Origin of the sequence: Rubrivirga litoralis (assembly GCF_031846415.1) — a bacterium.
Classification (GTDB): Bacteria; Bacteroidota; Rhodothermia; order Rhodothermales; family Rubricoccaceae; genus Rubrivirga; species Rubrivirga litoralis.
The window spans coordinates 45,540-58,091 of record NZ_JAVRHT010000014.1 but is presented as its reverse complement, the minus strand read 5'-3'; the positions used below and the strand labels follow the sequence as shown (position 1 = coordinate 58,091).

Below are 12,552 nucleotides of genomic sequence, written 5' to 3'. Positions count from 1 at the left end.
GCCGCCCCGCCCGCGCATCGGGCGGGAAAAACCAGACTGCATGCCCGAGATCACGCCAGGATTCCAGCGGACCGTCCTCGACAACGGCGTCCGCGTCCTCACCGAGAGCGTCCCGTCCGTCCACTCCGTCGCCGTCGGGGCGTGGGTTGACGCCGGGAGCCGCGACGAGCGGCCCGCACAGGGCGGCATCACGCACTTTATCGAACACATGGTGTTCAAGGGCACGCGGCGGCGCCGCGGGTACCTGATCAACCAGCGGATGGAGTCGGTCGGCGGCTACCTCAACGCCTTCACCACGAAGGAGCACACGTGCTTCTACGCCCGCGGCCTGGACGAGCACCTGGGGCGCGCGCTCGAAACGGTCGTCGACTTGGTGACGGAGCCCACGCTGCCGCCGCGCGAGATCGAGAAGGAGAAGGACGTCGTGGTCGAGGAGATCAAGATGTACGAGGACGCCCCCGAGGACCACGTCTTCGACCACTACGAGGCCGTCCTCTACCCCGACCACCCGCTCGGCCGGCCGGTCATCGGGACGCCCGAGACCGTCCGCTCCTTTTCGCAGGCCGACCTCGAGGGCTACATCGGCCAGCACTACGTGCCCAACCGGCTCGTGGTGTCCGTGGCGGGGCGGGCGCGGCACCGCGACGTGGTCCGTCACGTCGAGCGGCTGCTCGACGGCTTCGAGCGGGCGCCCCGCCCCTCTAGCCGCGAGCCGGCGGACGGCTACGCGCCGGCCGAGGTGACGATCGAGCGGCCGGTCCAGCAGGCCCACCTCGTCCTGGGCACGCGCTCGCTGGGCGCCCAGGACCCGCGGCGGACCGTGCTGTCGGTGCTCAACACGATCCTCGGCGGCGGCATGTCGAGCCGGCTCAACCAGAACATCCGCGAAAAGTACGGGTGGTGTTATTCGGTGTACTCGTTCGTCAACGTGCAGACGGACTCCGGCGACGTCGGCGTCTACATCGGGACCGACGCCAGCCGCGTCGACCGCTCGCGCGTCCTTATCGAGCGCGAGCTGAACAAGCTCGCTGAGAGCCCGGTCAGCGACCGCATGCTGACGCGGGCCAAGCACCAGCTGAAGGGCTCGATCGTGCTCGGCCTGGAGAGCCTCTCCAACCGGATGCAGCGGGCGGGGCGGGTCGAGCTCGTCCACGGCCGCGAGGTCCCGGTCGAGGAGGTCGTCGCCGAGATCGAGGCGGTGACGGCCGAGGACGTCCGCGCGCTCGCCGAGGACCTGTTCGCGCCGGGCCGCCTCAGCACGGTCGCCCTCCTCCCGAGCGCCGAGGCCCGGTAACTTGGGGCGGACCCAAGGGGCGGGGTGGAGCCACAGGGCGGCCACGCGCCCCGGCACCGCCCCGCCCTCTGTGTTTGCCCTCTAGGTCCGCCCTCACGCACCACCCCGCCCCCGCATGGCCTTCTCGTTCGCAGGTAAGAAAGTCCTCGTCACCGGCGGCGCCGGCTTTATCGGCTCCCACGTCGCCGACCGGCTCGTGGAGGAGGGCTGCAGGGTCCACGTCCTCGACGACCTCTCGGGCGGGGTGGTGGAGAACGTGCCGGACGCGGCCACCTTCCACGAGCTCGACGTCCGCTCGGACGAGGTGCCGGCGCTGTTCGAGCGCGAGCGGTTCGACGCCCTCTGCCACCTCGCGGCTCAGATGGACGTCCGCCGGTCCGTGGCCGACCCGGTCTTCGACGCCGACGTCAACGTGCTCGGGTTCTTGAACCTCCTGGAGGCCGGGCGCCAGAACGGCCTGCAAAAAGTGGCGTTCGCGTCCACGGGCGGGGCGATCTACGGCGAGCCGGACCCCGACGTCAACGGCGGCGGCCCACAACCGGAAAGCCACCCGACGCGGCCGATGTCGCCGTACGGGATCACGAAGCTCGTGAGCGAGCACTACCTCCGGTTCTACGAGCAGACGTACGGGCTCCCCTACGCGGCGCTCCGCTTCGGCAACGTCTACGGCCCGCGCCAGAACCCGCACGGCGAGGCCGGCGTGGTCGCCATCTTCAGCCAGCGGCTCCTCCGCGGCGAGGGCGTGACCATCAACGGACCGGGCACGCAGACGCGCGACTACGTGTTCGTGGGCGACGTGGTCCGCGCGTTCGTCGCCGGCCTCGCCCTCGACGGCTCGGGCGTGTTCAACGTGGGGACGGGCGTCGAGACGGACGTGAACGAGCTGTTCGGCCACATCAACCGCCACACGGGCGCGGGCGCGGCCGAGCAGCACGGGCCGGCCAAGCCGGGCGAGCAGCAGCGGAGCGTCCTCGACGTGTCGCACTCGCGCGAGGTGCTCGGCTGGGAGCCGACGGTGAGGGTGGGCGACGGGCTGGAGCAGACGGTCGCCTGGTTCCGCGAGCGCGAGGCGTCCTGAGCCACCCCGCCCGGCGAGGGCGGGGCGGTGTCGGCGCTCGGTGGGACACGGCTTGCCACGTCCGCAGCCGACGCGCCGCCCCGCCCGGGCGACTCTGTGGGCGGGGCGGGACGAGCATTCCGCTCGGCGAGGGCGGGGCGGGCTAGGCGCCCTCCCCGATCCGCGCGCCCATCCGCACCTCGGCGCCGGCCACGAGCGACGGGTCGAGCGTCACCCCGCCCCGCTCGAACGCGAGCACGACCGAGCTGCCGAGCAAAAACCGGCCGATCTCGTCGCCCGTCTCGAACGCCCGGTCGTGCTCGACGACCTGCTTCGTCTTGTAGGGCGAGCGCGGGCCGTCCCACACGGTCTCGATGCTGGCCACGATGAGCGCGCCCACGAGGACGACCAGCATCTTGCCGAACGCCGTCTCGAACTCGCACACCAGCCGCTCGTTGATTGCGAACAGTCCCTCGACCTCGCCCTCGGTCGAGGCGTTGACCGAGAACAGCTTTCCCGGAATCGCGACCGTCCGCACGAGCCGCCCCGCCACGGGCAGGTGGACCCGGTGGTAGTCCTTCGGCGAGAGGTAGACGGTGGCGAACGCCCCGCCCTCGTACTCCGGCCCTGCGCACACATCGGCCAGGCCGCCGAGCGAGTAGCGGACGCCTTTCGCCTGGATCAGCTCGCCCCGCTCAACGACACCGGACTGGCTCACGACCCCGTCGGCCGGCGACACAACCGCGCTCGGGTCCGGGTCGACCGGCCGGGCGCCCGGCGCGAGCGAGCGCGTAAAAAAGTCGTTGAACGAGCGGTAGTCGCGGAGCCCCGGCCGCTCGGACTCGGCCATGTTGACGGCGTACGCCTTCGCGAACAGGTGAACGAGCGGGGCGCTCAGCCACGGCACCTCGGACGCCGCGAGCCGACCGATGGCGCGGGACAGAAAATGCTGGGGGATCGCGTGCTGGAGGCGGACGAACGGGCTCACGGGCGGGGCGGGCGGGGAGGGGAGAGGCGCCTACCGACTGCCGCCCCGCCCGGTTCTACCGCCCCGCCCATCCACCCCGCCCGCGCGAGCGGGGCGGAGCTACCCGATCCGGTCAAACCCGGCGTACTCGGCCAGGCGGGCGGGGAGGACGACCGACCTGTCCGCCTGCTGGCCGTTCTCCAGGAGGGCCGCCACGATGCGCGGCAGCGCGAGCGCGCTCCCGTTCAGCGTGTGGACAAACTCGGGCTTGGCCCCGGGCTCTGGCCGGTAGCGGACGTTCGCGCGCCGCGCCTGGAACGACTCGAAGTTCGAGACCGACGAGACTTCGAGCCAGCGGTCCTGGCCGGCGCTCCACACCTCGAGGTCGTACGTCTTGGCCTGCGTCACGCCCAGGTCGCCGGACGCGAGCACGAGCCGACGGTACGGGAGTTCGAGGGCGCGGACGGCCCGCTCGGCGTCCTCGCGGAGCATTTCGAGGTGCCGGTAGCTCTCGTCCGGCCGCACGAACCGGACGAGCTCGACCTTGTCGAACTGGTGGAGCCGGTTGAGCCCGCGCACGTCCTTCCCGTAGGAGCCGGCCTCGCGGCGGAAGCACGGCGTGTAGCCGGTGTAGAGGAGCGGGAGCGCCGCGCCGTCGAGGACTTCGTCGCGGTGGAAGTTGGTCAGCGGCACCTCGGCCGTGGGGACGAGATAGAGCCCGTCGGCCGGCACCTCGTACATCTGCCCCTCCTTGTCCGGCAGCTGGCCTGTCCCCACCCCGCTCGCCTCGTTCACGAGGATCGGCGCCTCAACTTCGGTGTAGCCCTCGTCGACCGCGAGGTCCAGGAACAGGGCGATGAGGGCGCGCTGGAGGCGGGCGCCCTGGCCGACGTAGAACGGGAAGCCCGCCCCGCTCACCTTGGCCCCGCGCTCGAAGTCGATGAGCCCGTGCTTCTCCGCAAGCTCCCAGTGGGGGAGCGGCTCGAAGTCGAACTGAGGCCGCTCGCCCCACTCCGCCGCCACCTCGTTCGCGTCCTCCCCGCCCACCGGGACGCTCTCGTGGATCACGTTGGGGATCTCCAGGAGCAGCGACCTCAGGCATTGGTCGAGGTCGCGGACCGCTTCTTCCTGCGCCTTAACGTCTTGCTTGATCTCGTTCGAGCGTTCGATGAGCGGGGCGGCCTCGTCGCGCTTCCCGCTCTTCATCAGCGGCCCGATCTGGTGGCCCATCGCCCCCTGCTCCTCGCGGAGCGCCTGGAGCGCCGTCACCGCCTCGCGCCGCTCGCGGTCCGTGTCGAGCGCCCGGTCGACGGCGCCGGGGTCGCCGATCCGCTTGGCCTCCATCGAGGCGCGGACGCGGTCGGGGTCGTCGCGGATCAGGTCGAGGTCGAGCATGGGCGGAGCCCGGGGGCGGGGCGGGCGAAAAGAGCACGGGGGCGGGGCGGCCAAGCTAGCGAGCCCCGCCGGTCCGCCCCGCCCCCGTGCTCAGGCTTCGCCCCCTCTCCAACGACCGCCCCGCCCGTGGGGCCGGCCGTAGCTTCGGCCACCCCGCCCGCTGGAACCCGTGCGCCCCACGCTCGCCCTCTGCCTCGCCCTGCCCCTCGTCGCGCTCGGGTGCGGCAGCACGCCCACCGGCCTCGAAGCGGACGTCCCTGGTTCGACGTGGACCGTCGAGCGCGTCGTGACCGGCAACGGCGAGGTGCTCCGCGGCGAGGGCCAGGTCACGTTCGGGTCCAGCGGCAGCCTCAGCGTCTCGTCGTGCAACGTGTGCAACGGGACGTATGCCGTGAGCGGCGACCAGCTGGAAGTCGCCGAGCCGCTCGCGTGCACGCGGCGACGGTGCGGCCCGGGCGAGCTGGAACTGGAGGACTTTTTCGCCGGCCTCCTGACGCTCCGCCGCGACGGCCTCTACCTCGTCGTCGAGCCCGACCCGCTCGCGGGCGGCCCGCAGGTCCTGCTCCTCCCCGCCCCCGGCGCGAGCCCGGGCGGGGCGGCTAGCGGCGCGCGCTAGGGCGGGGCACGCCGAGCCGGCCGCGGAGGTCGGCGAGCGCGGCGTCGAGCGGGCGCGGGCGGTAGCCCAGCTCGGTCTCGGCGCGCAGGATGAGGAGCCCGGCCTTCAGCGGGCGCGGCGCGCCCGGGTGCAGCGCGGTCGTCGTCGTGGGCGAGACGAGCCCGGCGTCGAGGCCGAACGCCTCGGCCACGCGCAGCGCGAGCGCGTACGTCGTGAGCACCTCGCGGCCGGCGACGTGGAAGGTCCCGCTCTTCCCGAACCGCACGATGCGGAGCACGCCGTCCGCGAAGTCCTCGTCGTAGGTCGGCGTCCGCACCTGGTCGCTGGGGACGCGGACGGGCCGCCCCGCCCCCAGCTCGCGCACGAGCCAGCGCACGAAATCGAGGCGCGGGGCGGGGCCGGTGGGCGCCCCGAACACGAGCGTCGTCCGCGCGACGGCCCACCGGGTCAGGCGCGAGGCCTTCAGCGCGTTCTCGGCCGCCAGCTTGGTCCGCCCGTAGTGCGTGAGCGGGGCGGGGCGGGCGTCCTCGGCGTAGGGGCCGCGCTCGCCGTCGAACACGAAGTCGGTCGACGGCAGCACGAGCCGGGCGCCGTGGCGGTGGCACGCGGCGGCGAGCGCGGTCGTGGCCTCGACGTTGAGCGCCCAGCACGCCTCGCGGTCGGCCTCGCACGCCTCGACCTGGGCCAGGCCCGCCGCGTGGAGCACGACGTCCGGCGCGAAGTCCTGGAGCGCCCGCTCGACGGCGTCGGCGTCGGTCACGTCGAGCGCGGCCGTCCCGCCGGCGAAGCCGCCCAGCGCGAGGGCGGGGCGGCGGCCGGTGGCCAGCACGTCGGCCCCGCGCCACCGCCCGGCGGCGCGCGCGAGCGCCTGCCCCACGAGCCCGTTCGCGCCGGTGACGAGGATGCGGGGCGGGAGCACGGGGGGAGGGGTGGAGGGAAGGGGGATTGAGGGATGGGCGGGCGGGGTGGCGGGGAGACGCGCTCATCCCTCCGTGCCCGATCCCTCCGTCATCCCTCGTCTCCGCGGCGGGCGACGACGGCGTCGGAGAGCGACCGGGCGATGTCGGCCAGCGACGCGCCCGGCGTGAACACCTGGTCGACCACGCCGCGCGCGACGAGGTCGCGGGCGTCGTCCTCGGGGATCGTGCCGCCGGCCACGAGCAGCACGTCCTGCATCTCGGCCGCGTCGAGGAGCCCGCGGAGGCGCGGGAGGACCGTCCCGTGCGCGCCCGACAGGATCGACACGCCGACCACGTCGACGTCCTCCTCCTCGGCCGCGCGCACGACGACTTCGGGCGTCTTGCGCAGTCCGGTGTAGACGACCTCCATGCCGGCGTCGCGCAGGGCGGCCGCGACCACCTTGGCGCCGCGGTCGTGGCCGTCGAGCCCGACCTTCGCCATCAGGACGCGGACGGGGCGGTGGGGCGGGGAGGAGGCGGTCATAGGGTCAGGCGAAGGCCGAGCCCGCCGCCGAGGTCGACGTCGGTGTCGCCGATCAGCTGGAGGCGGGGCGAGAGGAGCCCGTACAGTTCGAGCTCCCGGGTCAGAAACGTGCTCAGCCCCGCGGCCAGGCTGACCCCGGCGTCCGTGTCGTCGTTCCCCGCCTGGACGAACACGCCCGGCCCGTAGAACAGGCCCACGCGCCCCGACGACCCCACGCGCTGGCGGTCGCGGAGCAGGTAATTCCCCTCGACCTCGACGGCGTCGCCCAGGTCCCACCCGGCGGCGAGGAGCACGGCGCCCCGCCCCGCCCCCAGCTTCAGCGAGAGCCCGGTCGGCGTCCCCACCTGCCCGCCGACGGCGAGCTGGGCCGCCGCGGGCGGGGCGGCGAGGCAGAGGACGAGGGCGGGGAGGAGGAGGCGCATGGCGAGCCCTAAGCTACCGCCCCGCCCTCGGAGCCCGCCCCGCCCCCGCTTTCCGCCCCGCCCGCCTCGGGCGGGGCGGCGACCTCGGCGAGGTGCTCGCGGAGCGACTCGGCGTCCTCCATCGGGAGCCGCCCCGCCAGCACCAGCCGGAGCTCGCGGCGCCGCCCGGCCGCCGCGTAGCGCGCGCGGTCGGCCTCGGTCTCGGGCTCGACCGGGCGGACCGGGATCGGCCGCCCGCTCTGGTCGACGGCCACGAACGTGTAGTACGCCCGGTTCGACCGCCGCCGCTGGCCCGTCGTCGTGTCCTCGGCCCACACGCTCACGCCGACCTCCATGGACGTCGTGAACGCCCGGTTCACCGCCGCCTTGAGCACCACGACCTCGCCCAGCCCGATCGCGTTCTGGAAGTCGACCGAGTCTACGCTCGCCGTGACGACCGTCCGGTTCGAGTGGCGCTTGGCGGCGATCGCCGCGCACACGTCCATGAGGTGGAGGAGCCGGCCGCCCATGAGGTTCCCCAGCGTGTTCGTGTCGTTGGGGAGCACGAGCTCCGTCATCTCGCAGGTGCCCTTCAAAGTGGAGAGTAGAGAGTTCAGAATGGAAAAAGGGTGCCCACCCCGCCCGCGAAGGTCGCTCGCCGCGCAGCCGCGGACCACCCCGCCCCGCCTTTACTTCTCAATTCCGCATTCTCCATTCTCACCTCTGCTCACGTCTTCTGCTTCTGCTTTTTGGCCGCCGGGAACAGCACGTTGTTGAGGATGAGCCGGTAGCCCGGCGACGTCTTGTGGAGCGCGAGGTCGGTCGGCGGGTCGCCCACGAAGTGCTGGTAGTCCTCGGGGTCGTGGCCGGCGTAGAAGGCGAAAAAGCCCTGGCCCGCCGGCCCGTATAGGTAGCGGACGGCGCCGGTCGCCGGGCTCTCGGCAAGGACCACGACGCCCGGCTTGAGCGCGTCGGCGCGGAACGCCGTCGTCTGGCCCATGAACCCGCGGACGGACGCCACGTGGTTCTGCGTGAGCATGGTCGGCACGGGGTCCCAGACGGCCGAGAAGTCGAAGAGCGTGAAGTAGTCGGCGAGCGGGTTGCGGAGCGCCGGCGGGGGCGGGGCGTCGAGGTCCGAGTGCTCGTACTCCATCGGGTTCAGGATCGGGCGGAAGTCCTGGAAGGCCAGCGTCCGCGAAAAGTCGAGGGCGTCGGCGGCCCCGGGCATGACGCCGTCGCCGTCGATCTCGGGCGGGACGATGTCGAGCCCGGCCGCGGCCAGGGCCAGGTCGAACGTGTCGGTCCCCGAGCACATGGCGAACAGGAACCCGCCCCCCTCCACGTAGCTCTTGATGGCCTCGGCGACGGCCAGCTTCAGCTCGGGCACCTTGGCGAAGCCGTGCGCGCGCGCGGCGGCCTCGGCTTCGAGCTGCTGCTGTTGATACCACGCCTGCCCCCGGTACGAGGCGTAGAACTTCCCGTACTGGCCCGTAAAGTCCTCGTGGTGGAGGTGGACCCAGTCGAACTCGCTCAGCCGCCCCGCCAGGATGTCGTCGTCGTAGACCTGCTCGTAGGGGACCTCGGCGTAGGTGAGCGCGAGGAGCACGGCGTCGTCCCAGGGCAGCGTCTGCTTGGGCGCGTAGACGGCGATCTTCGGCGCCTTCTCCAGCCGCACGACCGACGTGTTGGCCGCCGGCGACTCGGCCTGCGCCAGGACCGCAGCGCCGTTGGCGCCCTCGAACGACACGCCGCGTACGCGGAGCTCGGTCTCGAACTCGGGCGCGGCTTCAGCGAGGAACGCCCCGCCCCGCACGTTGAGGAGCCAGTCGACCTGGAGGCCGTGGTCGAGCGCCCAGTAGACAGCGCCGTAGGCGCGGAGGTGGTCGCCCTGCGCCTCGTCCATCGGGATGAGCACGTCCTGCGCCCGGGCGGGGAGGAGGCCGGTGAGCAGCGTGCAGAAGGCGGTGAGCAGAAGACGCGACATGGGCGGGGTGGGGTGGACCCGGGGGCGGGGCGGGGGCACAACGGCCGCCGAGCCGACATCTTTCCCACGCGACCGAGACCGCCCCGCCCGCGAGGGGCCGCCCCGCCCTGCCGGCTAAGCGCGAGGGCGGGGCGGGCACCTTCCGCTCGCCCCGCCCGCGCGCTCACGTTTCCGCGCGGAGGCGCCGCAGTTCGAGGCGCGCCTCGGGCGCGTAGAGCGAGCCGGGGAACAGCTCGAGCAGGCGCTCCCAGCGGGCCGCCGCCCCGCCCCGGTCGCCCAGGTCGGTCTCCAGCGCCTGCGCCTGGACGCGGAGCGCGCGGTCGCGGAAAAAGGAGAGCGGGTAGGCCTCGGCCAGCCGGTCCAGCGCGTCGACCGCGTCGGCGGCCCGCCCCGCCCGGCGGAGGACGGACGCGCGGAGGTAGAGCGACTCGTCGCCCAGGACGTCGGCGCCGGGCGACGAGGGCGGGGCGGAGGCGTCGAGCGAGTCGAGTGTGGCGAGCGCCTCGTCGGCGAGGCCGCGGCGGAAGGCGAGCGCGGCGCGGGCGTAGGTGCGGAGCCGGGCGAGGTCGGCCTCGGGCGGCTCGTCCTGGTTGAGCGTCTCGCCCAGCGTCACGCGCAGCGCGATGGCGTCGTTGGAGGCGTCGGCCGCCGTGTTCTCGTCGAGCGCCTCGACGCGCGCGAGCGCTGAGAACACCAAGCCCTCGTAGAAGTCGATGAGCGCCAGCTCGTACCGCGCCTGCTCGGCCACCGGCCCGACGCGGACGCCCTCGTCGACGTCCGAGAACCGGGCGCGCGCGGCGTCGAGGTCGCCGCGGCGGACGGCCACCTCGCCCAACGCGAGCCGGGCGGCGGACGCCACGGCCTCGTCGCGCGATCGGGCGGCGACGGCAAGCCGGGCCTCGGCGCCCTCGTAGTCGCGGAAGCGGTCGCGCAGCAGGTTGGCCAGGGCGAGCGCCGCGGCCGGCGCGTCGGGCCGGGCGGGGTGGCGGTCGAGGAACTGGGCGTAGGCGGCGCGCGCCGAGTCGGCGGCGGGCGTCGGGGCGGCGCCGTCGGAGCGGGGCACATCGCGGGCGTCGGCGTCCCAGCGGCGGGCGCGCGCGAGGAGCGCGTCGGCGGCGACCGGGCCGTTCGGGTAGCGGCGGAGCGCCTCGTCGAGCGCGGCGCCGGCCGCGGGTCCCGCGCCGGCGGCCTCGGCCTGCTCGGCGAAAGCAACGAGCGTCCGGCCCTCCTCGCCCTCCAGCCGGTCGAGGGCGCGGACGGCGTCGAGCGCCGCGTCGTAGTCGCCCCGCTCCAGCGCGAGCCACGAGGCCAGCTCGCGGTAGGCCCGGTTGAGCGGGTCGCGCGCGATGGCCGCGTCGACGGCCGCGGCGAACACGGCCGGCGCCCCGTCGCCGTCGAGCAGCCGCGTGAGCCGCGAGCGGACGGCCGGCGCGTACTCGGGCTCGTCGGCCAGGAGGTCCAGGTAGAGGTCGGCGGCGGCCGCGTAGTCCAGCCCGAGCCCGTAGAGGTGGGCGCGCTCCAGGCGGAACAGGTCGTCGTCGCCCAGCGCCTCGCGGCCGGCGTCGAGGACCTCGGCGGCGCGCACGAACAGCCGCAGGTCAGCGAGCGCCGAGGCGACGGTCCGGTACGTCTGCGCCTCGTCCGGGGCCGCGGCGAGCGCGCTCTGCCACGCGGCCTCGGCCTCGCCGCCCCGCCCCGCCCGGTAGAGCGACGCTCCGCGCGCGGCGAGGAGGTCCGGCGCCGGCCCGACGCGCGCGATCCGGCCGTCGACGAGGGCGAGCACGTCGTCGAAGCGGCGGGCCGTGGCGTAGGCCTCCTTCAGCTTGAGCCACGCCGGGAGCGCGTCGGGCTCGGCGGCGACGAGGTCTTCGAGGAGCGGGATGGCCTCGCCGGTCCGCCCGTTGGCCAGGAGCTGGAGGGCCAGCACGTACGCCTGCTGATCGCCGACGGCGCCGCGGTCGCCGTCGCGGAGGATCACCGTCCCGCCCTGCTGCGCCGCCGCGAGGGCGGGGAGGAGGAGGGCGGCGAGGAGGACGAGGCGCATGGGCGGGGCGGGGCGGCGGGAACATAGGCCGCGGGCGGCCCCGCCTGCTGCCGCCCGCTATCTTCCCCGCCCCGCTCCCAACGCCCGCCCGAGCGGGATCGTGCCGGCCCATGCTCCCCGACCTCCGCCCGCCCCCGCCCCGCCCCTCTAGCGCGCCGCGCGAGGTCGCCGTGCTCGGGTCGACGGGGTCGATCGGGCGGCAGACGCTGGAGGTGGCCGCCCTTTTCCCCGAGCGCGTCCGCGTGCGGTCGCTGGCCGCCGGGGCGGGGTGGGAGGCGCTCGCCGAGCAGGCCCGGCGCGTCCGCCCCGCCCGCGCCGTGATCGCCGACGAGGGCGCGTACGTCCCGCTCCGCGACGCGCTCGCCGGGACCGGCGTCGAGGTGGCCGCCGGCGACGACGCCGTGGCCGCGCTGGCCGCCGACGCCGAGGTCGTGGTTGCCGCCGTCGTCGGCGTGGCCGGGCTGGCGTCGACGCTGGCCGCGGCCCGCGCCGGCGCCCGCGTCGCGCTGGCCAACAAGGAGTCGCTCGTCGTCGGCGGCGCGCTCGTGGCCGCCGCCTGCGCCGAGAGCGGGGCGGTCGTGGTCCCGGTCGATTCCGAGCACTCGGCCCTCTTCCAGTGCCTCGTGGGCGAGGACCCGGCCTCGGTCGAGCGCCTGCTGCTCACGGCGTCGGGCGGCCCGTTCCGCGACCGCCCCGCCCGCACGTTCGACGCCATCACGCCGGCCGAGGCGCTCCGACACCCGAACTGGTCGATGGGCGCCAAGGTCACGGTCGACTCGGCGACGATGATGAACAAGGGCCTCGAGGTGATCGAGGCGCACTGGCTGTTCGGCGTCGAGCCCGAGCGGATCGGCGTGGTCGTCCACCCGCAGTCGGTCGTCCACTCGGTCGTCGAGTTCGTCGACGGCTCGTCGAAGGCGCAGCTGGGCGTGCCCGACATGAAGGTGCCCATCCAGGTCGCGCTGTCCTACCCCGAGCGGTGGCCGGCGCCGCACGAGCGGCTGGACTGGCCGGCCGCCGGCCCGCTCGACTTCGTGGCGCCGGACCCCGAGCGCTTCCCGTGCCTCACGCTCGCCTACGACGCGCTGCGCGCGGGCGGGGCGGCGCCGGCCGCGCTCAACGCGGCCAACGAGGTGGCCGTCGCCCGCTTCCTCGACGGCGCCGTCCGCTTTACCGACGTCCCGCGGCTCGTCGAGGCCGGCATGCGGGCGGCCGACGCCGCCGGCGGGGCGGGCACGCTCGGCGCCCTCCGCGCCGTTGACGCCGAGGCCCGGCGGCTCGCCGCCGAGGCCGCCCGGTCCCTCCAGCCGGCCTAGCCGCCCCGCACCACCCCGCCCGCGCGGGCGGGGTG

12 protein-coding genes are annotated in these 12,552 nt (G+C 74.6%); 4 read left to right on the top strand and 8 right to left on the bottom strand.

Annotation, left to right across the window (positions count from 1 at the left end; all coding sequences use genetic code 11):
- The first annotated feature begins 40 nt into the window (after positions 1–40).
- On the top strand, positions 41–1,294 hold the full coding sequence (locus tag RM540_RS07560) for a M16 family metallopeptidase (RefSeq protein ID WP_311662946.1): 1,254 nt from the start codon (positions 41–43) through the stop codon (positions 1,292–1,294).
- A gap of 115 nt (positions 1,295–1,409) precedes the next feature.
- Positions 1,410–2,372: an NAD-dependent epimerase/dehydratase family protein gene (locus RM540_RS07555; RefSeq protein ID WP_311662945.1), complete on the top strand. Its 963-nt coding sequence runs from the start codon at positions 1,410–1,412 to the stop codon at positions 2,370–2,372.
- A gap of 142 nt (positions 2,373–2,514) precedes the next feature.
- Here the strand turns inward: RM540_RS07555 and asd are convergent, their stop codons facing one another.
- Positions 2,515–3,339, bottom strand: a complete 825-nt coding sequence (gene asd / locus RM540_RS07550; RefSeq protein ID WP_311662944.1) for an archaetidylserine decarboxylase — start codon at positions 3,337–3,339, stop codon at positions 2,515–2,517.
- Positions 3,340–3,438: 99 nt separating this feature from the next.
- Positions 3,439–4,713 carry a serine--tRNA ligase gene (gene serS / locus RM540_RS07545; RefSeq protein WP_311662943.1) on the bottom strand — a complete coding sequence of 425 codons (1,275 nt, stop codon included), beginning with the start codon at positions 4,711–4,713 and terminating at the stop codon, positions 3,439–3,441.
- Positions 4,714–4,882: 169 nt separating this feature from the next.
- On the opposite strand from serS, the gene RM540_RS07540 reads away from it, so the two are divergent.
- Positions 4,883–5,329, top strand: coding sequence for an META domain-containing protein (locus RM540_RS07540; protein WP_311662942.1), 447 nt, complete (start codon positions 4,883–4,885; stop codon positions 5,327–5,329).
- Here the strand turns inward: RM540_RS07540 and RM540_RS07535 are convergent.
- From RM540_RS07535 to RM540_RS07510, 6 genes are all read right to left on the bottom strand, one after another.
- Complete coding sequence (locus RM540_RS07535; protein ID WP_311662941.1) at positions 5,313–6,248, bottom strand: SDR family oxidoreductase; 936 nt, start codon at positions 6,246–6,248, stop codon at positions 5,313–5,315. The genes RM540_RS07540 and RM540_RS07535 overlap by 17 nt on opposite strands.
- Positions 6,249–6,337: 89 nt before the next feature.
- Positions 6,338–6,772: a cobalamin B12-binding domain-containing protein gene (locus RM540_RS07530; protein WP_311662940.1), complete on the bottom strand. Its 435-nt coding sequence runs from the start codon at positions 6,770–6,772 to the stop codon at positions 6,338–6,340.
- Complete coding sequence (locus tag RM540_RS07525; protein WP_311662939.1) at positions 6,769–7,194, bottom strand: hypothetical protein; 426 nt, start codon at positions 7,192–7,194, stop codon at positions 6,769–6,771. Before RM540_RS07525 ends, RM540_RS07530 begins: the two co-directional genes overlap by 4 nt.
- 8 nt (positions 7,195–7,202) lie before the next feature.
- Positions 7,203–7,751, bottom strand: coding sequence for an acyl-CoA thioesterase (locus tag RM540_RS07520; RefSeq protein ID WP_349256304.1), 549 nt, complete (start codon positions 7,749–7,751; stop codon positions 7,203–7,205).
- Positions 7,752–7,900: 149 nt separating this feature from the next.
- Entirely contained in the window at positions 7,901–9,157 is a 1,257-nt protein-coding gene (locus RM540_RS07515; protein ID WP_311662937.1) for an asparagine synthetase B, read from the bottom strand.
- Positions 9,158–9,320: 163 nt separating this feature from the next.
- On the bottom strand, positions 9,321–11,201 hold the full coding sequence (locus RM540_RS07510; RefSeq protein ID WP_311662936.1) for a tetratricopeptide repeat protein: 1,881 nt from the start codon (positions 11,199–11,201) through the stop codon (positions 9,321–9,323).
- Between the two features lie 110 nt (positions 11,202–11,311).
- On the opposite strand from RM540_RS07510, the gene dxr reads away from it, so the two are divergent.
- Positions 11,312–12,517, top strand: coding sequence for a 1-deoxy-D-xylulose-5-phosphate reductoisomerase (gene dxr / locus RM540_RS07505; RefSeq protein WP_311662935.1), 1,206 nt, complete (start codon positions 11,312–11,314; stop codon positions 12,515–12,517).
- Positions 12,518–12,552 lie beyond the last annotated feature (35 nt).